General features: G+C 62.3%; 17 protein-coding genes. 8 read left to right on the top strand and 9 right to left on the bottom strand.

Annotated features, from left to right (window positions below):
• Positions 1 to 101 precede the first annotated feature (101 nt).
• The 3 genes from HJ583_RS04665 to HJ583_RS04655 all read left to right on the top strand — a co-directional run bounded on the left by HJ583_RS04665 (position 102) and on the right by HJ583_RS04655 (position 2782).
• A complete protein-coding gene (locus tag HJ583_RS04665) occupies positions 102 to 1112 on the top strand; it encodes a TRAP transporter substrate-binding protein (protein WP_170020842.1) in 1011 nt (336 codons plus the stop codon).
• 207 nt (positions 1113 to 1319) lie between these two features.
• Entirely contained in the window at positions 1320 to 2033 is a 714-nt protein-coding gene (locus HJ583_RS04660) for a FadR/GntR family transcriptional regulator (protein ID WP_328824825.1), read from the top strand.
• Between the two features lie 65 nt (positions 2034 to 2098).
• Positions 2099 to 2782: a nitroreductase gene (locus HJ583_RS04655; protein WP_170020841.1), complete on the top strand. Its 684-nt coding sequence runs from the start codon at positions 2099 to 2101 to the stop codon at positions 2780 to 2782.
• A 108-nt stretch (positions 2783 to 2890) separates the two neighbouring features.
• Here HJ583_RS04655 and HJ583_RS04650 read toward each other — a convergent pair whose 3' ends face one another.
• Positions 2891 to 5314, bottom strand: a complete 2424-nt coding sequence (locus HJ583_RS04650; RefSeq protein WP_170020840.1) for a pectinesterase family protein — start codon at positions 5312 to 5314, stop codon at positions 2891 to 2893.
• 72 nt (positions 5315 to 5386) lie between these two features.
• Complete coding sequence (locus HJ583_RS04645) at positions 5387 to 7627, bottom strand: hypothetical protein (protein ID WP_170020839.1); 2241 nt, start codon at positions 7625 to 7627, stop codon at positions 5387 to 5389.
• A gap of 873 nt (positions 7628 to 8500) precedes the next feature.
• Here HJ583_RS04645 and HJ583_RS04640 point away from each other — a divergent pair.
• From HJ583_RS04640 to HJ583_RS04630, 3 genes are read left to right on the top strand one after another with little or no spacing between them, the layout of a single operon-like run.
• Positions 8501 to 9340: a phosphate/phosphite/phosphonate ABC transporter substrate-binding protein gene (locus tag HJ583_RS04640; RefSeq protein ID WP_170020838.1), complete on the top strand. Its 840-nt coding sequence runs from the start codon at positions 8501 to 8503 to the stop codon at positions 9338 to 9340.
• Positions 9341 to 9354: 14 nt separating this feature from the next.
• Positions 9355 to 11376: an ATP-binding protein gene (locus HJ583_RS04635; RefSeq protein ID WP_170020837.1), complete on the top strand. Its 2022-nt coding sequence runs from the start codon at positions 9355 to 9357 to the stop codon at positions 11374 to 11376.
• Between the two features lie 56 nt (positions 11377 to 11432).
• Entirely contained in the window at positions 11433 to 12188 is a 756-nt protein-coding gene (locus HJ583_RS04630) for a spermine/spermidine synthase domain-containing protein (protein ID WP_170020836.1), read from the top strand.
• 179 nt (positions 12189 to 12367) lie between these two features.
• Here HJ583_RS04630 and HJ583_RS04625 read toward each other — a convergent pair whose 3' ends face one another.
• Positions 12368 to 12781: a hypothetical protein gene (locus HJ583_RS04625; protein ID WP_170020835.1), complete on the bottom strand. Its 414-nt coding sequence runs from the start codon at positions 12779 to 12781 to the stop codon at positions 12368 to 12370.
• A 179-nt stretch (positions 12782 to 12960) separates the two neighbouring features.
• On the opposite strand from HJ583_RS04625, the gene HJ583_RS04620 reads away from it, so the two are divergent.
• Positions 12961 to 13773 carry an AraC family transcriptional regulator gene (locus HJ583_RS04620; protein ID WP_170020834.1) on the top strand — a complete coding sequence of 271 codons (813 nt, stop codon included), beginning with the start codon at positions 12961 to 12963 and terminating at the stop codon, positions 13771 to 13773.
• Positions 13774 to 13882: 109 nt separating this feature from the next.
• Complete coding sequence (locus HJ583_RS04615) at positions 13883 to 15397, top strand: rhamnogalacturonan acetylesterase (RefSeq protein WP_170020833.1); 1515 nt, start codon at positions 13883 to 13885, stop codon at positions 15395 to 15397.
• A gap of 85 nt (positions 15398 to 15482) precedes the next feature.
• Here HJ583_RS04615 and adk read toward each other — a convergent pair whose 3' ends face one another.
• From adk to HJ583_RS04585, 6 genes are read right to left on the bottom strand one after another with little or no spacing between them, the layout of a single operon-like run.
• A complete protein-coding gene (adk, locus tag HJ583_RS04610) occupies positions 15483 to 16139 on the bottom strand; it encodes an adenylate kinase (protein ID WP_170020832.1) in 657 nt (218 codons plus the stop codon).
• Between the two features lie 16 nt (positions 16140 to 16155).
• Entirely contained in the window at positions 16156 to 16944 is a 789-nt protein-coding gene (kdsB, locus tag HJ583_RS04605; protein WP_170020831.1) for a 3-deoxy-manno-octulosonate cytidylyltransferase, read from the bottom strand.
• On the bottom strand, positions 16944 to 17129 hold the full coding sequence (locus HJ583_RS04600; protein ID WP_101941303.1) for a Trm112 family protein: 186 nt from the start codon (positions 17127 to 17129) through the stop codon (positions 16944 to 16946). The genes kdsB and HJ583_RS04600 overlap by 1 nt, the downstream gene beginning before the upstream one ends.
• Positions 17110 to 18123 carry a tetraacyldisaccharide 4'-kinase gene (gene lpxK, locus HJ583_RS04595; protein WP_170020830.1) on the bottom strand — a complete coding sequence of 338 codons (1014 nt, stop codon included), beginning with the start codon at positions 18121 to 18123 and terminating at the stop codon, positions 17110 to 17112. The genes HJ583_RS04600 and lpxK overlap by 20 nt, the downstream gene beginning before the upstream one ends.
• 12 nt (positions 18124 to 18135) lie before the next feature.
• The gene (locus tag HJ583_RS04590; protein WP_101941305.1) at positions 18136 to 18558 is read right to left on the bottom strand and encodes an ExbD/TolR family protein; all 423 of its coding nucleotides are present in this window, start codon (positions 18556 to 18558) and stop codon (positions 18136 to 18138) included.
• A gap of 10 nt (positions 18559 to 18568) precedes the next feature.
• The gene (locus HJ583_RS04585) at positions 18569 to 19201 is read right to left on the bottom strand and encodes a MotA/TolQ/ExbB proton channel family protein (RefSeq protein ID WP_101941306.1); all 633 of its coding nucleotides are present in this window, start codon (positions 19199 to 19201) and stop codon (positions 18569 to 18571) included.
• Positions 19202 to 19502: the final 301 nt, after the last annotated feature.

Raw genomic sequence — 19502 nt, 5'->3', positions numbered from 1 at the left:
ATTCCTTTCATCTCCCTCAATCCTCCTCCCCACCGGGAGGGGGACGTTTCAAGAAGCCGCTTCGCGACTTTGCTCTCAACCCCGCATCCGCTGGAGGAATCATGAACCGTCTCTTCAAATCCATCGTCATCGGTCTGGCTGTCGCAGGCAGCCTCGCCTCGGCCCAGGCGGCCGACTTCAAGCCGCGCATCGTACGCTTCGGCTATGGTCTGGCTGAAGACAGCAACCAGGGCCGTGCCGTGCGCTATTTCGCCGAAGAAATGGGCAAGCTCTCCGGCGGCAAGTGGAAGGTCAAAGGCTTCGGCGGCGCCAGCCTCGGCAGTGATCCGCAGATGCAGAACGCCCTGATCGGCGGCGCGCAGGAAATCATGGTCGGCTCCACCGCCACCCTGGTCGGCATCGTCAGCGATTTCGGCGTGTATGACCTGCCCTTCGTCTTCGCCAACGAGAAGGAGGCTGACACCGTGCTCGACGGACCCTTCGGCCAGAAGCTGATGGACAAGCTGCAGGCCAAGGGCATGGTCGGCCTGGTGTACTGGGAAAACGGTTTCCGCAACCTGACCAACTCCAAGCGCCCGATCAACAAAATGGAAGACATGGCCGGCATCAAGCTGCGCGTGATGCAGAACCCGGTCTATATCGACATGTTCAAGGGCTTCGGCGCGAATGCCGTGCCGCTGGCCTTCTCGGAACTCTTCACCGCGCTGGAAACCGGCACCGTGGATGGCCAGGAAAACCCGGTGACTACCATCGAGTCCTCCAAGTTCTACGAAGTGCAGAAACACCTGGCACTGACCCGCCACGTGTACAGCCCATGGATCGTGACCGTCTCCAAGAAGTGGTACGACGGCCTCTCCGCCGACGAGAAGAAGGCCCTGCAGCAAGCCGCCGCCGCCTCGCGTGACTTCGAGCGCAAGGACAGCCGCGCCGCCTCCGCCAAGGCCATTGAAGTTCTGAAGCAGAAGGGCATGCAGATCACCACGCCGTCTGACACCGAGCTGGGCCGCATGCGCGCCACCACCACGGTGGCGGTCGACAAGTTCGCCGCCCAGCCAGGTCATGCCGAAGTAGTGAAGGAGCTGCAGGCCGAGCTCGCCAAGCTGCGCAAGTAAAGGACCGGGAGAAAGTGATTCTGGCGGCGCGGCACCTTCCTGAGGTACGCCAGTGCTGGCTGCATCGGCACGCCGTGCCAGGATCGCGGCGCTTCATTTTTCCCGATCCTTCTCGCCTTCACTGAAATCCGGGGCGCCTCACCGCCCCGGATTTCAGCAGCTTCCCTGCTAGGATACCGACTGCTTGAAAACCTGAAGGAAACCGCAGTGAGCCCCAAGCTGACGAAGACCGACCGCCTGATCAACGCCTTCGGCCGCGACCTCGTCCAGGGCGTGTTCACACCTGGAGCCGCCCTGCCCTCTGAAGCCGAGCTGTGCGAACGTTACGACACCTCGCGCAACGTGATGCGCGAAGTCATCAAGGTGCTCGCCACCAAGCGCCTGATCGACGCTCAGAGCTATCGCGGCCTGTTTGCGATGCCGCGTGAGCAATGGAATTATCTGGATGCCAACGTACTGGAATGGGCGCTTTCCGGCGATGGTGATGCCGACCCGGCGCTGATTGCCTCGCTGATCGAAGTGCGCAGCCTGATCGAGCCGGCGATCTCGCGGTGGGCCGCCGAGCGCGCCACCGCCATCAATCTCGTCGCCATCGAAGCCGCGCTCAACGGCATGAAGGCCAACACCACCAATCGCGACGCCTTCATGGAGGCCGATATCGCCTTCCACCGCGCCATCGTCGCCGCCACCCACAATTTCGTGATCCAGCAACTAGCCGACGCGATCAGCGCCCTGCAGCGCGCGATCTTCGATCACACCTATCTTTCCGATCCCGGCCACATGGCGCTCACGATCAAGGAACACTCGGATCTGTTCGACATGATCCGCATGAAGAACCCGGTCGCCGCCGAAGACATGGCTCAGGGCATGATCTCGCGCACTGCCAGCCGCGCCCATATCAAGCTCGAGAGCGCGGCCTGATCAAACGCGACGGAGTCCAAAACTGCTAGGCTTGCCGCCATCGTTTTCCTTGCCGGACTTGCCTCATGAATCAGACCCCCAACTCTTTCGCCGAGATCGTCGGCAGTCGTCGCTCGATCCGCCGTTTCCTGCCCGACCCCGTTCCGCGTGACACCCTGCTCGCGCTGCTGGACCTTGCCGCGCGCGCGCCCAGTGGCGTGAATACCCAACCCTGGCATGTGCATGTTGTGACCGGAGCGGCGAAAGAAGCCCTCAGCGCAAAGATTCTCGCCGAGTACGAAAGCCCCAGCTTCGAGCACAAGGGCGAGTACGCCTATTACCCGGAATCCTGGGGCGAGCCCTATCTGGGCCGCCGCCGCCACACCGGCCTCGCGCTCTACTCGCTGCTGGGGATCGACAAGAAGGACACCGCCCGCATGCGCCAGCAATGGGCCCGCAACTACACCTTCTTCGACGCTCCGGTGGGCCTGATCTTCACGATCGACAAAGTGCTCGGCCAGGGTAGCCTGATCGACTACGGCGGCTTCCTGCAGACCCTGATGCTGGCTGCCCGCGCGCATGGCCTGCATACCTGCGTGCAGGCAGCCTTCTGCGAATATCACCCGATCGTGAAAGCCCAACTGGCGATTCCCGACACCCAGATGGTGGTCTGCGGCATGTCGCTGGGCTATGCCGACGAAAGCGCTCCCGAAAACACCCTGGAGCTGCCGCGCATCCCGGCAAGCGAGTTCACCCAGTTTCACGACTGAAGAACGAGCCTTCGGCTCACGTCGCGCCCAGACAAACACACGATCCGCACAAGCATGAAAAAGGGGCAGCCTCAGCTGCCCCTTTCTTTAGCCGGTGTGCGCTGGCACTCAGGGCTTGGGTGCCCAGCCGATGGCCGAGAACACCTGCTCGCGGGTGGCGTAAGGCGCGGCCTCTGCAGCACTCAGGCCACGGGCAGCAGCTACACGACCGCCAACGTTGAGCGGGGCGCCCTGCAAGGTGGCGCTGGCATATTCGCGCCAGCCGGCCTTCTCGCTGGCCTTGGCCGGATTCGGCAGCGGGTTCAGCCACCAGCCTTCGGGCGCGATGTGCTTGTCCATCCGGCTATTCACGAACACCACATTGTCGAAGTAGTTCGGGCTGCCGGCACTGCGGGCGAGCACGGTGGAGCCATCGGGCACCCCTTCCTCCCGGGTCAGGCGGCTGTTGAGGAAAACGTAGCCCTTGTCCGCCGCATTGCTCACGCGGGCCTGCAGCACATAGCCGCCCTTGCTTGCATCGGTGGAATCAACCACGGTGCGGATTTCGCTGTTCTCGAACAAGGCGGCCTTCGAGCTGCCCCAGATGAAGTCCACGTCCCCCGCCACCAGGGTGTTGTAGAACCAGCTGTAGGCGTTGAGCTGCAGGGTGTCCTGACGGCTGATGAAGTTGGCGTTCTTCGCGATCAGACGTTCCTTGTCGCCCATGAAGAAAATCGTCTCAGCCTGGCCATTCACGCCCAGACGCTTGTAATGGGTGTTCTTCAGGGTCAGACGATCGATCACCAGCATGTCGGCATTGCCCACGGCAAACACCGCGCGCCCACCGCCACTGGCCACCGGCTTGTTCATGCCGATGGAAAGACCGGTATTGAGAGACTCGTAGTTATCAAACTGGATCACCGTAGCTTCGCGACTCTCGCCCTGAATGCTGACGTTATCCTTGCCACGCAGGAACAGGATTTCCTCATAGCTGCCTTTCTTCACACTGATGCTGACCGGCGTTTCCTTCGGCAGTTTCATGGCGTGGTCGAGCGCCCCCTGCACGCTGCGATAGTCAGCCTTGCTGCCATCGTCATCTACCGTCAGCCGGGTCAGTGAGGCCGCCGGCGCTTTCTTGGTGACAAAGCTCCAACCGGCCTTCTTGCCCAGCCCGGTGAAGGGCTTGCCAGCGAGTTTGGCGTCCTTCAGCAGATTGTCGGACAGCGCCACGTAGTAGGCCGTGTTGTACGCCAGCTTGCCGTTGTGCGGACGCACGACGAGCTTGTTGCCGACAACGCGCATCAGCGGCATGTTCACGCCACGGTAGAAACCATCCGACGAGGGGCCAAAGACATTGCCTTCGCCCTTCGGACGAATCACGTCGACCAGTTGATCATCGCTGGCGCGGAAGATGCGCAAGGAGCCGATGCTGTTGAGCACCGGTGGCGCATCGAAGCTCAGGGTCAGTTCGCCATCGGCATACGCGGCCTTGCTGCCCGCGGCCGGCTCGGTTTTCTTTGCTAGATTGCCGTAGCTGGCGGCAGAGAGCGCGAAGGCCGGTTCGATATTGGCTTTCACTGAACGTTGCAGAGCCGGGTTGCTGCCACTCTTGAAGGTGATGCTGGCCGAGCCGGCACTCAGCGCACGCAGGCTGACCTGGTTGCCCTGCTGGGTCACAGCCACCACCTTCGGATCACTCGACACCACGCTGAAGCTGTCCGCCGAAGAATCCGTCTTGGTTGCGGACACTTCGATCACCCGCTCCGCGCCTCCCACTTCACCGTTCCACTCTCCCGGCTGATCCAGCGAAAGCAGGACCGGTTTGACCCTGGCATCGCCCACCACGATATCGTCGATGGCGAAGGAGCGGTTGTCCAACCACAGGCCCAGCTTGCCCGGCCCTTTGATACTGGCATCGGTGAAGCTGCCAGTGAGGTCATCATCGATATAGAAACTGAGCGTATCGCCCTTCATTTCCATACGCAGCTTGTACCACTGGTCATTCACGATGCTACGGGTCGGGAACTGGCGTGCGCGCAGCCACTTGCCACCATTGGCCTTGTGAAACTCGACCTTGGAGCTGGCGCTGTTCTGCACGTTGAGGCAGCCGCCATACCAGTTGTTCACATCCTGATAGCGGCCCAGCAGGCACAGGAACTTGTTGCTGGTCTGATTGTTGATCGGCTTGATGCGGGCTTCAACAAAGTAGTCCGCCGTCTTCACGCCCGCGAAAGCCTCGCTCTTGAGCGCAGCCACCACGCCCTTGCTCTGGCCAGCGTCATATTGCATGAAGCTGTTACCGGCCTCCGTTTTCACGATGGCCACGCCATCGGCCTTGCCGATGGTGGCAGCGCCCCCCGCCGGGAGCAGATCCCAGCGTGCCAGCGTGCCACTCTCGAAGTTTTCGCAGAACCAGATCCCTGGCGCGCATTGCGCAGCCGCAGACGGCGCAGCAGCGGGCTGGCTGCCCCCCTGCGGAACGGCGCAGGCCGCCAGCAAGGCGGCTGAAACCGTCGCGGCAGCCAGTGTGATTTGACGCAGAGAAGAAGCCATCACATCCCCTTTATTTGGTGAAAAACAGCCCGCCATACGCAGGGCTGGAACCGGTCGCATGTTACACCTGCGCTAGGGCTGCCACGCCCGGCCATCCACACTCCAGGCCGAGTCCGGCACTTCGGCGTGGCCCTGCCGCAACAGGCGCCGGCCGCTCACCACGTCAGCCTGCAACTGCAATACCCCAACGCTGGCGCGGACCACATCCCCCTGCAACGTGGCCTCGCCACCCAGGCCGAGAATCCGCTGCCGCTCGCGCGCGAAGGCCTGCTCGTCAGCCAGGCCTTCGCCAGCCCAGGCCCACATCGCCAGCGAGGCCCGCTGATCCGTCGCCTGCGGCGAATGCACGGCGGTAAGGCGCAAGGCCTGCCAGGCGAGTCCGTCGTTATGCAGAGTGAAACCGATCGGCGTCCCGGCCACATCCCAAGCAGCCAGCAGGCGCAGCGCGGCCACCGCATCACCGCGACGCACAAAGAGCGTGCGGCCCGCCGGTAGCGCAATCGCCTGCGGCTGGAAAACCTGGAAATCAAAACCGCCCAGCAGCGTCGCCCCTTCAGGCCCGACTTGTTCGAAGCGCAGATCACGCACACGCAGCTCGGTTCGATTGGCACGCGTGGAGTACAGCCAGGCCTTGCACCACACCGCCCCCTCAGGCGCCGGCAATGTAAATTCACGCATTGCAAATCCGTCTTGCCCACCCGCCACTTTGAGCGAATGCTCGCCTCCAATCAGGCGCCGCTCTACATCGAGGTAGTTCAGGTAGAGAAAAACTTCGCCACCCTGCAAGCTGGCTGCCAGGCGATAGCGCTGCCCACCCTGCACCGGAAAGCTCTGCGACACCCCAACACCCTGCGCTTCATCGCGATCGCTCAGATGCAATTCAATCACGCCCTCGCGTGCTTCGACCTGCAGGGAGCTTGTGCGGCCATTCGGCGCGTAATCCGGTCGCCAGCGGCTGACGGCCCGGAACACGTCCAGGCGTTTGTCATCCAGCCAGAATTCGGCGTTCGCCGGCAGGGTCAGCACTGACTCCAGTGCCACATACTCAGGCTTACGCTCACGCACCGAGGCCAGGAACAACACCTCTCCCTCGCGCTGCACGCTGGCCAGGAAGGGCCGCAGGTGGAGCGCCTTCAGGTGACCGGAACCCGCCTCCAGGGTCTTGTTCTGACCGTAGTAGTCACGACGGCCATCCATGAAAAAGTTGATGATCGGTACATCCTGTCCGCCCCCCAGATTGATCACCAGCGGCGAGTTGTCATGCCCCGCGTAATAGCCGGACTCGGCCGAAGCGATGCTGAAACTGCGTCCCAGGTAATGCGTATGGCGCTTTTCGGGCTCCTCTCCCCAGCGGGATGACACCAGACGCGGGAACGGTCCCTGCAACCAGCGGCCGGCAGCGGGCGGCGGCGGTGCCCAGGCCAGGGCAGTGTAAGGGCCGCGTGCGGGCTGAACGGGCTCCCCCGTCCAGCCCGCACGCTTCACCCAGGCATTCAGGCCACCCAGGTTGAAGAGCCGGTCATAGTCACGACTATGAGTACCGCCCAGGCGCCGCGCCGGCGCATACCAGTTCAGCGCAACGTCATGCCACAGCAGGTCCAGTGCCTCACGTGCTTCGGCACGCGCCTGCGGCTGGGCAGAAAGACGATGGATCAGGGCCAGGCTTTCGAGATCGACAGGGTAATAACTCGGGCTGAGGTACTCGTTGATTCCGGTGCGACGTGTATAGGCCAGCCATTCCGTCAGCATGGCGTAGCCCTGGCGGGCCAGCGCCTCGTCCTGCAGCCCTTCACCCAGCGCGATCAGGTTCCAGCATTTCATGAGCCAGATGTTGGTGTAGCTGATGGCCACCGCGTGCCGCGTCACACCGATCCGCGCCCACTCCAGCAAGCTTCGCAACTGCTGGCGTTCTGCCACGCCGAGCTGATCGCCATAGAGCAGCCAGGCCAGCGCCGTCATGCGCGTCACGAACTCCACCCCATTGCGATCCACCAATGTCTGATCGCCCTGATACCAGTGAATATTGCCGTAGCTGCGACTCGCAGTATCGCGATCAATTTGCGCATCAATGGCTGCCAGCAAGCGTGACTGCTGCGCGGGTTCCGCCCCGCTGGCCAGCGCATCCAGCAGCAGCCCGGCCGTGTCGATTACGCTGGCATGCGGTTTCAGCTGCTCCCCGCTAAAGAAGCGTTGTTCGCGCTCTGCCACGCTCTCGCGCAGCGCCGCCAATGTCGCCTCATCGAAGCCGGGCTTCACAGGCGCTGCCAGGGCGAACAAGGGCAGCAGCAGGAAAGAGACAAGGAATGCGCGCATCGCGGGCTCCGCCGGGATAGAGCGGCGAGCATAGCGCAGGGCTCATGTGACATGCGTCACATGACCGTCATCTCTGCGCAAAAAATGCGCAACACGGCCGCGCCCCGCAGCAGAGCGGCCTTGGCCGGCTTTCGGATGGATTATCCACAGGCTTCTCCCCACATTGTGTGGAAAGCCCACCCACTACCGCCCGGAAAACCGGGCCAAAAAGTCAGTTTTTCAAGCCGAGCTACTTGACAAAACCGATGCCTGGCAAGCTGGGCATCCGCCATCGAATGCAATCCGGGTATCGTGCAATTCTTGCTCAGAACCGGATTAGTGAAGGGCTTCAAGCACTTGCCTCGCTTATCCTGCACTCATCCACAGGCTTCTCCCCATTTCGTGTGGATTCCCTTGCCGCCAAGTCTGCGACGGGCAACAAAACCGTCCAAAAACAGCACTTTGCAGCTTGACCTTTATGGGCGCTCATGCAGGCCGACGCCCATTGGTACAACTGCTCATTTTCTGCCCGCTGCTCAAATTCCGAGGCCGATCAGGCACTTGCCCTGCTTATCCTGCAGTCATCCACAGGCTTCTCCCCGCTTCGTGTGGATTCCCTTGCTGCAAGGGGCTCTGCGGGCAGCAAAAATGGGGAAATAAGCGGTTTTGTGTCTTGACCTTTGGGCCCGTACATGCCGCCCGCCCCCTTCTGGCGAACCTGCTCCTTTTTTGCCCGGCGAGCAAATTCCGAGGCCGATCAGGCACTTGTCCTGCTTATCCGGCACTCATCCACAGGCCTATCCACGCAAACTGTGTATCAAGTCACCCACAACACCTGCCGTAATCCCAAGAGAGCCATATCGACTGGAATCTGTCTGCCTCAGGAGACTCCGCATGAAAGCCCTGCTCGCACCCGCACTGGCCCTCTGCTGCCTGCTGCCCACGCTGTCTGCCGCTCAGCAGCCCACTTACCGCTTCTCACCGGTCAATCAGTGGGACATCACCAAGACCGCCGCTTACTGGAACCCCATCGTCCAGTACATCAGTGAAAAGAGCGGAGTAAAGCTTGAACTGAAAATCGGACGCACCTCGGCGGACACAACCAGCTATGTGCTGGCTCAGGAAGTTGAATTCGTATTCAGCAATCACCTCTTCAGCCCTGAGCGAGAAACCTTGGGCTGGAAGGTTTTCGGTCGTCGGCAGGCACCGGAAATCCATGGTCAGATCGCGGTACCGGAGGACTCCCCAATCACCCGCCTGGAAGAGCTTGCCGGGCAGGATATGGCCTTTGCCGGCCCCGAAGCCTTCATCGGCTACAAAGTCCCTTATGCCTACCTGCTCTCGCGCAACATCGAGGTCAAGCCCGTCTTCGGCGGCAACCAGAACGCGGCATTCGCTCAACTCTTTGCCGGCAAGGCCAAAGCCGTGGGCAGTAATTCGGCGCTGGTTGAGGGCTATGCGACACGCGAAAACAAGAAGTTCCGCGTGCTGTGGACGTCCGAGGGTTATCACGATCTGGCCCTGATGGCTTCAGGCAAGGTGGCGGAGAAGGACCTCAAGGCCGTCGCCAACGCCTTTTTCAACATGCATAAGGATCCGCGTGGCAAGGACATCCTGACCCGCTCTGGCCAAGAAGTGGGCCTCCCGGAGGCCCCCTCCTTTGTGCCCGCCACCCAAGCGGACTACGCGTCTTACAAGCGTTTCTACCAGAAAGCCCCAAAGACCCTGCACTAAGCCGAGCCTCTGAGATGAAACTCGGTCGTCTGCTGCCGCGCTCTCTGGTCAGCCGGATCTACGCGCTGTACTCCGTGACCTGGTTGCTCTTCTGCAGCAGTGGACTGCTGATGTTCTATCGCTCGCAATTCGTCCAGCATGTGGAGGATGTACAGCAGACTGCATCCATGCTGGTCGAAATCATGACGCAGACCATCGGCGAGAGCGCCGTGATCGGCGACTACGACACTATCCAGCGAACGCTGGATCTGAGCATGCGTCAATCCCCCTTCTCGGCAGCGCTCTTCATCGATCGCAGCGGCGCAAGAATCACCAGCCCGAATCCGGGAATCCGTCAGCAGTCGTCACCCGACTGGTTGCGCGAACGCCTGGCCAGTCAGCTCCTGGATGCCAATCGCATCATCAATATTGGCGGGCGGGATTACGGTGTATTGCGCCTGCAGTTTGATGCAGAAGCCGTCGCCAGCAGTCTCTGGGGGGTCGTCCGCGCAGCCCTTGCGCTGGCTGTCGCCAGCATGCTTGGCGGCATGCTGATGATCTGGTACCCGCTGCGACGCTGGCTAGGTAATCTGCAACAGGGTCGTCGCGCAGCCGGAGCCACAGAAGCTGGCCCTGTGCAACTGAGTCAGCAGTTGATCGACGATGCTCCACTAGAATTCCGCCACACTCTGGAGACTCTGCAACACACAGCCGATCGGCTACGCTCCGAGCTTGCAGGGCGAGAGCAGGCGCTCTCCTCACTGCACCGGCTGGTGGCCGAGCTACTGCCAGAAGCAGCCTCCGACACCTCCGCCGAAGGCGACATCGAAGAGCTCATCGCCACCATCGCCCGGCTCGTAAGCGAACGCGAGGAGGCTGCTCGCCAGATGCAGGAAGCCAAAGAAGCAGCCGACGCGGCCAACCGTGCAAAGAGCGACTTCCTGGCTAACATGAGTCACGAAATCCGCACCCCCATGAACGGCATCATGGGCATGATTGACCTGACGATGGACACCCCGCTCAACGACGAGCAGCGCGACTATCTGGGCGTCGCCAAGGGGTCAGCCGACAGCCTGCTCACCATCATCAATGACATCCTGGATCTGTCGAAAATCGAGGCGGGCAAGTTGAGTCTCGAAGCCCTGCCGGTCGAACTCGCCCCACTGCTCAGTGATCTTGAGCGCAGCACCCGTGCAGCGATAGGCGAACGCCCCATTCGCTGCCAACTGACAATCAGCGAGGCCCTCCCGCCGGTGCTTCAGGGAGATCCAGTACGGCTGCGCCAGATCATCTCCAACCTGTTGGGCAACGCCGTCAAGTTCACCGAGCAAGGCAGCATCACCATCGAGGCGCGCCAGTTGAACCTTGCTGGCACGGAACAGCTTGCCATCGCCGTCCGCGATACCGGCATCGGCATCGCTCAGGACAAGCAAGCCTTGATCTTCGACGCCTTCAGCCAGGAAGACGAGACCACCACCCGACGCTTTGGTGGTACAGGTCTGGGGCTTTCCATCTGCAGCCGGCTAGCCGACCTGATGGGTGGCCGCATCACACTTCAAAGTGCTCCTGTTCAGGGTAGCTGCTTTGAACTGAGCATACCGCTGATCCGCCTCAGCAACGCAGCGATGCCTGCGCCACCGCAGCCCTCCCCTGCAACCGAGCGCTTCCCGCTCAGCGTTCTGGTCGCCGAAGACAACCCCACCAACCAGAAACTGGTACTCAAACTGCTCGACGGACTCGGCTGCAGCAGCCAACTCGCTCGCGATGGCCACGAGGCAGTGGAACTATGGCGCGGCGGCAACTTCGATGTCATTTTCATGGATATGCATATGCCCGGCATGGGCGGAATTGACGCCACCCTTCAGATCCGTGCGACCGAAGCAGCCTTGGGCCGCCCCCCGGTACCGATCTACGCGCTCACCGCAGCCGCCATGGCGGACGAGCAGGCCAACGGGCTGGCCGCCGGCATGAACGACTATCTCACCAAACCAATCAGCCGCCGCGCCCTGGCTGAAGCCCTGCAGGCCGCGCAGGAGCGCCGCACTGTCGGTGTCTGACCGCGGCAGGCTCTGAAACCGCTAGAATCGCGGCCCTGCCATCAGAAAGCTCTGCCATGTCCGACCCCTGCATTGACATCAGCGAAGAAGATGGCGTGCGCTACCTGCATTTCGGCTCGGAATGGGTACAGGGCGCCATGCGCCTGCGCCGCCCGGTGGATCTGGAACTCGAATACACGCGCGACATGATGGCCGGATTGCTCCTGCGTGAAGGCTTTAGCGCGGAAGCCCAATGGCCCAAGCGCATTCTCCTGATCGGACTCGGCGCTGGCTCGCTGACCAAGTTCTGCTACTGGAAGCTGCCACAGGCGCGCGTGACCACGGTGGAGATCAGCGAGGAAGTGTGGACCGCCGCGAGTGCGCTCTTCAAGCTGCCGCCCGAGGATCTGCGGCTCTCGATCGTGATCGGCGATGGCGTGGAGTACATGCAGCGACCCAGTCCGAAATATGACTACATCCTGGTTGATGGCTACGATGAGGACGCCAAGGTCGGCCTGCTCGACAGCCTGCCCTTTTACCAGGCCTGCTGGGCACGCCTCAATGACGGAGGGATCCTCGCCACCAATCTCTTTGGCCGCGCACAGAAATACGCAGCGCCACTCAAGCGTCTTGGCGAAGCCTTTGAGGGCCGCAGCCTGGCGTTGCCACCGTGCGCCAGTGGCAATGTGGTGGCCCTGGCCACTCGTGGTACGCCGGTCGCACTGTCTGGCGAGGAACTGAAAGCGCGTGCCGTTCAGCTCAAGGCCAGCACCGGCCTGGATCTTCGCCCTTTGCTCAAGCGCATGCCGGCGGGTGCCGGGCTGCAGCTCTGAAGCCTTCGCACGCAGATTTATCCCTGAAATTCATGCAGATACAGATGCTGCTGCGCACAAATCCAGCTTGAGCTTTGCTGCCGGGCTGCCACAATGAATACATCCCCTGGCGCCCGTCCCTGCATCCGGATCGCCCCTGAAAGATCTTCCGGGGGCGGGCGCCGTGAAGGGGACCCTGATCAGCGTTGTACGTTTTCGGCGCGTCGCCGCGCCTGATCAGCCTCAGCCTCCAGCCGGATACGTTCTCGATCTGCCTCGATGCGCAAGCGCTCGGCATCCACCCTCTGACGCTCGCGCATGACCTCCGCCTGCTGGCGCGCATTCTCCGTCTGCTGGCGCGCGCGCTCGGCCTCCTGGCGTGCCTGCTCGCGCTGGCGCCGCACCTGCTCATCCTGCTCCTGCTGCTGGCGACGACGCTGCTGATCCGCATCGGCTTCGCGGCGAATGCGCTCACGATCCTGTTCGGCCAGCCGCCTCTGCTGCTCAACCTCCGCTCGCTGGCGCTGCAACACCTCGTCCTGGGGCGTTGCGGCCTGAAGCGGCAGGCAAACCAGACACAGACTGTAAAGACTCAATCGCAAGACAAGGCGCATGACCCACTCCGGAACCCGAACAAGCCGCCATCATAGCGGCAAGCCTGCTCTGCAGAAGCAGCGCTAGATCCCGCTAGCGATCGAGTCCGTCGCACGCCCGCCACACGGTGCACGTGTTCCCGTTCCCAAACCGGAACGACGGTGGCAGACTGTGCGCCTCCGCAGCACCCGCCGAGATCATGAACGTCGCCACCTATGCCCGCAAACTCTCCCGCCTGCGCCGTGTGGCTAGCCATGTCGACGCGCACCTGGGCGAGTCACTGAGCCTCGACGCACTGGCCGACATCGCACATCTCTCACGCTTTCACTTCGAACGCGTATTCAACGAATACTCTGGTGAAACGCCGGTTGCTCGCGTACGCCGCCTGCGCCTTGCCCTGGCGCGCCGCCGCATCGAGGCTGGGCGCGTCGGCTCACTCCTGGAGTTGGCCTTCGACAGCGGTTACGGCTCTGCTGAAGCCTTCTCGCGTGCCTTCCGGGCGGCGCATGGCCTGGCACCTTCGGCCGTGCGCCCGCGCGCCGCCGAGGCTCGCCCGGTGCGCATCGAGCTACTCACCGGCCAGCGCATCCAGTACGTGCATTTTCGCGGCCGCCTCGGCGAAGGCATTCCACCTTTCGATGAGCTGCGTGCCCACGCTCTTCTCGCGGGCATCCCGCGCGAGCGCCGCAAGGGCTGGTGCGTACAACTGGCCGGTGACATGAACAATCCTAGCGGTGAAATCGAACTGCAGGCCGCTCTGCTCTCGGAACGCCTCGGCCAGCAGGTTCCGGGGCTGCAGCAAGGCCACCTGCCAGAGGGCCACTATGCCGTGCTGCGCATCGGCGGCGGCTTCGCCATCCCGGGGGCGGCTGAGCTGGCACGTCATATCGAAACCAGTACCGGCTGGCGGATGCAATCTGATGCGCCGATGCTGCGCTGTTTCCATAACGCCAGCTATCTGCCGGCCGACTTCGAGCGCCAGTTCGATCTCTATGTGCCGGTAGAGAGATAAGCGCAATCCCTATCAAGACAGCCCGCCAGCCTTGCGCCATGCTCGCGCGATCCATTTCCGTCCGGCAGCCGCAGCGCGGCCTGCCATTCCGCGTCACACAGGAGAAACCATGAACCTGAATCTGCGTCTGTCCATCGTCGCCATGATCGGCGCCTCGCTGATCGGCTGTGCCAGCAATGCCCCAACTCAGGCCCCGGCCGCCAGCCCAGCGGCTGCCCAGCCGGCCGTGAAGCCGCTTGCAGGCGTCACCCTGAGCGGCATCGCTGGTGCAGGTCAGCAGAAATTCACGGTCACCGTGTATGACGCCCAAGGCAACCGCAAGTCCGTCGCCAGCGACGACAAGGGAGCCTACAGCCTCTCCGCCGACGGTCTGGTCGCCCCGCTGATGCTGGTTGCCGAAGCCGGCCGCACCCAGTTCGTGAGCCTGATTGCCGAACCCGCCGGCAAGGTCACGGCCAATATCAATGCCCTGACCGACTTCATCGCCTCCGGCGCCGCCAAGGACGCCAAGTTCCAGGGGCCGGTCGGCATGGTTCAGTCCGGTAAGGCGCCTGCCGTCAAGGCCGAAGCCCTCAAGAGCCGGGCTGCCAGCCTGCAGCCCCTGCTCGGCGCAGCCCTCAAGGAAGCCGGCGTCGCCGATGCCGCCAGCTTCGATCCGGTCAGCGGCAACGCCGGTGAAGTGCTCAAGTACATCCGTCACAACCGTGGCTATCTCTCGTCCCAGGGCGTACTCGGCGAAACCTCGCTGTTTGACAGCAACTACCACGAGATCACCAAGCTCAGCCCGCTCTCCATGGCGCACGCCCGGGCCGAAGCCCAGGCCATCGCGGCACCGGGCGTGACCCGCATCTTCATTGCCGGCGACTCCACGGCCAGCAACTACGACGTGGACGTCACCCCACGCAATGGTTGGGGCCAGATCTTCGAGCGCCAGCTCAAGGATGCCAAGCAGGTTCAGGTCGTGAACGTGGCGCAATCGGGCCGCAGTTCGCGCAGCTTCATCACCGAAGGCTGGTTCGACATGATCAAGGCCGACATCCGCAAGGGTGACTACCTGCTGGTGCAGTTCGGCCACAACGACGAGAAGTGCGGTGAAGAGCCGCCGCGCCCCGCTCCGGCTCGTGACGTGATCGACATCGCCAACCTGTGCACCTACCCCGGCACCGCTGCTGGTGTGCCGGCCGAAATGGGCTTCCAGAAGACCCTGGAGAAGTACATTGCGATCGCCAAGGAAGCTGGCGCCACCCCGGTGCTGATCACGCCGGTGACCCGTCGTCAGTTCAAGGACGGCAAGATCGGCGGAACGACCCATACCTGGGGCAAGGGCAAGGTGCCGGGCGATTACTCGCAGACCATCCGCGACACAGCCAAAGCCAACAAGGTGGCGCTGGTCGATCTGGATCAGAAGAGCATGGACTTCTTCAACAAGCTCGGTGAAGCCGAGTCGCTGAACTATTACCTCGCCGTCGATCCAGCCAAGTATCCGTACTACGCGACCCAGACCGGCTCGCGCACCAAGCCTGACAACACCCACTTCCAGGAAAAGGGTGCTGAAGCCATTGGTGGCTTGGTCGCCCAGGGCCTCAAGGAAGCCAAGTTGCCGATCGCCAGCCAGCTGAAGTAAGCCCACGGACAAGCAAACAAAAAGCCCGGGCTCGCAAGAGTCCGGGCTTTTTGTCGTTATCTGGCAGTGCAGCTACTGTTACAGCTCAGCCCTGAAGCGCGGCAAAGGCCTTGGCGGTGATCTCTTCCACCGGCCCAAGCCCCAGGATCTTCGCGTAACGCGGCGCCTGCTTGTCACCCGTCGCCGCCCACTTGCCGTAGTACTCAACCAGCGGCTTGGTCTGCGAGTGATACACATCCAGGCGCTTCTTGACGACTTCTTCCTTGTCGTCATCACGCTGAATCAGGTCCTCGCCACTTTCATCGTCCTTGCCTGCCACCTTCGGCGGGTTGAACTTGATGTGATAGGTGCGACCCGAAGCCAGGTGCACACGGCGGCCACTCATGCGCTCGATGATCTCGGAGTCCGGTACATCGATCTCCAGCACCACATCCAGTGCCACGCCGGAATCCTTCAGTGCATCAGCCTGCGGCAGGGTGCGCGGGAAGCCGTCGAACATGTAGCCCTTGGCACAGTCCGGTTGGGCCAGGCGTTCCTTCACCAGGCCGATGATGATGTCATCAGACACCAATTGCCCTGCATCCATCACGGCCTTGGCCTGCACACCCAACGGGGTGCCGGCCTTGACGGCTGCGCGCAGCATGTCGCCAGTGGAAATCTGCGGGATGCCGTATTTCTCGGCAATGAATTTGGCCTGCGTGCCCTTGCCGGCTCCCGGCGGTCCCAAAAGAATCAGACGCATGTGCGCTATCTCCAGTTTATTGATTGTTGGCGGCAAACAAGGCTCGCACACGGGCGAGATCCTCGGGAGTATCGACCCCGGCAGGCGGTGCTTCGCTCAGGGTTTCAACGCGAATCTGGTAACCGTGCCAGAGGGCACGCAATTGCTCGAGCAGCTCGATCTGCTCGGTCGGCGCCGGAGCCAGGCTGGCAAAAGCCTTCAGAAAACCGACGCGGTAAGCATACAGGCCGACGTGACGCAGCAAGCCCAGCCCTGCGGGCAGGGGATTTCCAGGCTGCAAGGCCCCTGCGAGCACTGCATCGCGCGGAAAGGGAATCGGCGCACGCGAGAAATAGTGCGCATGACCGTTCTTCTGGCACACGACTTTCACCACACCCGGATTGAGGAAATCCTCCACCGTCACGATCGGATGGGCCGCAGTCGCAATTTCCGCATTCACATCGCGCGCCAAGGATTCAGCCACCAGACGCACCATGGCGGGATCAATCAAGGGCTCGTCACCCTGCACGTTCACCACGATATCGCCAGGAGCCCAGCCCAACTGGGTCACAACTTCGGCCAAGCGATCGGTGCCGGTCGGATGGTCTGGCTTGGTCATCAACACCTTGCCGCCAGCCGCCTCGACGGCCTCGCGCACACCTTCGTGATCGGTTGCGACCCACACCTCTTCAGCACCGGACTCCAGCGCCCGTTCCATCACCCGTACTACCATCGGCTTGCCGCAGATATCGGCCAACGGCTTGCCGGGCAGGCGTGTCGAGGCATAGCGTGCCGGCACGATGGCCTTGAAACGCACGCTGGCCATCAGGCGGCTCCTGCTTCTTCGGCAGACAGCTGACGCGCCTCATCGGCCAGCATCACCGGGATGCCATCCTTGACCGCGTAGGCCAGGCGGCAGGGACGGCACACCAGTTCAGCGGCAGCACGGCGATGTTCAAGCGGGCCTTTGCAAACCGGGCACACCAGGATTTCAAGCAGTTTCGGATCCATGCAGACGCTCCAGAAGATGATCCAGCGCGGCATCAGCTATACAAGCCTCCACCGGCAGCACCCAGCTTTCGGCGGGCGCGAAGGTGGCGCATTTTACTGCATCCTTCTCCGTCAGCAGCAGAAGCTCGCCTGCAGGCACGGCAAGATCTTCCCGCGTGTAGGCATGATGGTCTCCGAAAGACCGGGTGCTGGAGAGTTCCAGCCCCATAGCCGCAAGCGTGGCAAAGAAACGCTCCGGGTTGCCAATCCCCGCCGCGGCATGCAGACGGCGCCCGGCCAGATCAGCAGCCGAGCAGGTTTCGCTCGGCTCGCCTAGGCGCCAAAACCGGCCTGGTGTGAGCACCATGTCCACGCGTGGCTGCGGTGGCAGTAAAGCTTGGAGAGCCGGACTTAGCAGTCCGTTGCAGATCAGCAAATGAGCTTCCTTGAGGCGCCCCAGTGGCTCGCGCAAAGGCCCTGCCGGCAATGGCCAGCGATTGCCCAGAATAGTTTCGTCCAGCACCACGATTTCGGCACTGCGCGCGAGGCGATAGTGCTGCAGTCCATCATCGGTAATCAGCACATCCACTTCGGGGTGAGCGCCAAGCAAGGCCCGGCCCGCAGCCACCCGATCGCGCCCGACCCACATTGGGCATCCCGTACGGCGCGCCAGCAGCACCGGCTCATCACCCACAATTTCCGGGTCACTATCCGCCAACACGGCCGTCGGCACCCGGGTCGTACCACCATAGCCGCGCGACAGGATGCCTGGCGTGAAGCCACGCGTCTTCAGCGCCGCTGCAAGCCAGATCACAACCGGGGTCTTGCCGCTGCCGCCCGCGGCGATATTGCCGACCACGATCAACGGAGCCGGCAAGCGCTCGTACCTCAGCCAGCCAGAGCGATAGGCCAGCCGGCGCAGCGCAGAAACAGCAAGAAAAAGCCCCGCGAGCGGCAGCCACAGGATCGCAGCAGGGCTGCGGCGTGACCACCAGGCGGGGCGTTTGAGGGCCATGGCTGACCCGACTTACTTTTTCGTTTGCGCTGCAAAAGAGACGTTCGGCAGGCCGGCCTTCTGTGCAGCCTGCATCACATCGAAAACGCTCTGGAAGTTAGCCTTGGCGTCACCATTGATGACCACCAGCGGGGACTTCTCGCTGCTTTCAGGCGCCACCCGGCGCAGCGCGGCGACGATGCTCTCGATGTCGCGCCCCGCCACCGGCGTGCGATTGATCAGGACCTCGCCCTGGGCATTGATGACCACATCAATCTCATTGGGCTGCTCCTGGGCTGGCGGCGCATCGGTGCTGGGCAGGTTGATTTCCAGCCCCGAGAACTTCGAATAGGTGGTGGTCAGCATCAAGAAAATGATGATCACCAGCAGCACGTCGATCAGCGGGATCAGATTGATCTCGAGTTCTTCCTTGCCACGCCCGCGCCGGAAATCCATGCCCGGCTCCTTACTTGGCAGCCGGCGCAGGACGGCGTTCGCCGTGCAGCACTTCGACCAGTTTCACCGCCTGCTGCTCCATCTCGACCACGATGCTGTCGACCAGCGCGCGGAAGTGACGATGTGCAATCAGCGCCGGAATCGCGATCAGCAGACCAAAGCCAGTGTTATACAGCGCGACCGAAATACCGTGCGCGAGTTGCTGCGGATCAGCGCCCACGCCGCCAGCGCCGCCTTGGGCGCCGAACAGCTCGATCATGCCGACCACCGTCCCGAACAAGCCCATCAGGGGCGCTACCGTGGCAATCGTGCCAAGCGTAGTCAGGAAGCGTTCAAGTTCGTGCGCCACCACGCTGCCAGCCTCTTCGATCGACTCTTTCATGACTTCGCGGCTGCTGCGCACATTGCGCAGCCCGGCCGCCAGCACCTGGCCCAGTGGCGAATGAGCATGCACACGGCCGATGAGTTCATCTGTCGGACCACTCTGACGCAGGTCGCCCAGCACCTTATTGAGGAGACCGGCCGGAACGATGATCGAGCGACGCAGGGAAATACTGCGCTCAATGATCAGCGCCAGCGCGATGACGGAAGCAAACAACAGCGGAATGATCGGCCAACCAGCAGCACGGATGATGTCCCACACGGGAGCGACTCCTCGAATTTCGACAAGCCTTGAACTGTATCGCCCCGCCCTGCAGAGGGCAAGCACGCTGCTGCATGCCGGAGCAGCCATCGAGCGGAAGACCGGCGGTATGCACCAGTTCGGTGTAATCCACAAAATCTGTGGATAAGTTTGTGAGCAGTTTGCTCCGGACTAACCTAAGTCGGCCTCCTGCAAAGGATTTTTTCAATTCGGTCAAAAATGAAGCTGAAATTACAGTTTCTTTAAAATCAACAACTTGCAAAACAAGAGAGTTGTCAACAAGCACACACATCCTGCGAAG

The organism is Uliginosibacterium aquaticum (assembly GCF_012972705.2).
Classification (GTDB): domain Bacteria; phylum Pseudomonadota; class Gammaproteobacteria; order Burkholderiales; family Rhodocyclaceae; genus Uliginosibacterium; species Uliginosibacterium aquaticum.
Note: the sequence above shows the minus strand (reverse complement) of the source record. Positions and strands in the feature narration are given on the sequence as shown.

Coding starts and splice junctions, on each gene's coding strand:
- HJ583_RS04665 (WP_170020842.1), top strand. CDS start 102: ATGAACCGTCTCTTCAAATCCATCGTCATCGGTCTGGCTGTCGCAGGC.
- HJ583_RS04655 (WP_170020841.1), top strand. CDS start 2,099: ATGAATCAGACCCCCAACTCTTTCGCCGAGATCGTCGGCAGTCGTCGC.
- HJ583_RS04650 (WP_170020840.1), bottom strand. CDS start 5,314: ATGGCTTCTTCTCTGCGTCAAATCACACTGGCTGCCGCGACGGTTTCA.
- HJ583_RS04645 (WP_170020839.1), bottom strand. CDS start 7,627: ATGCGCGCATTCCTTGTCTCTTTCCTGCTGCTGCCCTTGTTCGCCCTG.
- HJ583_RS04640 (WP_170020838.1), top strand. CDS start 8,501: ATGAAAGCCCTGCTCGCACCCGCACTGGCCCTCTGCTGCCTGCTGCCC.
- HJ583_RS04635 (WP_170020837.1), top strand. CDS start 9,355: ATGAAACTCGGTCGTCTGCTGCCGCGCTCTCTGGTCAGCCGGATCTAC.
- HJ583_RS04630 (WP_170020836.1), top strand. CDS start 11,433: ATGTCCGACCCCTGCATTGACATCAGCGAAGAAGATGGCGTGCGCTAC.
- HJ583_RS04625 (WP_170020835.1), bottom strand. CDS start 12,781: ATGCGCCTTGTCTTGCGATTGAGTCTTTACAGTCTGTGTCTGGTTTGC.
- HJ583_RS04620 (WP_170020834.1), top strand. CDS start 12,961: ATGAACGTCGCCACCTATGCCCGCAAACTCTCCCGCCTGCGCCGTGTG.
- HJ583_RS04615 (WP_170020833.1), top strand. CDS start 13,883: ATGAACCTGAATCTGCGTCTGTCCATCGTCGCCATGATCGGCGCCTCG.
- adk (WP_170020832.1), bottom strand. CDS start 16,139: ATGCGTCTGATTCTTTTGGGACCGCCGGGAGCCGGCAAGGGCACGCAG.
- kdsB (WP_170020831.1), bottom strand. CDS start 16,944: ATGGCCAGCGTGCGTTTCAAGGCCATCGTGCCGGCACGCTATGCCTCG.
- HJ583_RS04600 (WP_101941303.1), bottom strand. CDS start 17,129: ATGGATCCGAAACTGCTTGAAATCCTGGTGTGCCCGGTTTGCAAAGGC.
- lpxK (WP_170020830.1), bottom strand. CDS start 18,123: ATGGCCCTCAAACGCCCCGCCTGGTGGTCACGCCGCAGCCCTGCTGCG.
- HJ583_RS04590 (WP_101941305.1), bottom strand. CDS start 18,558: ATGGATTTCCGGCGCGGGCGTGGCAAGGAAGAACTCGAGATCAATCTG.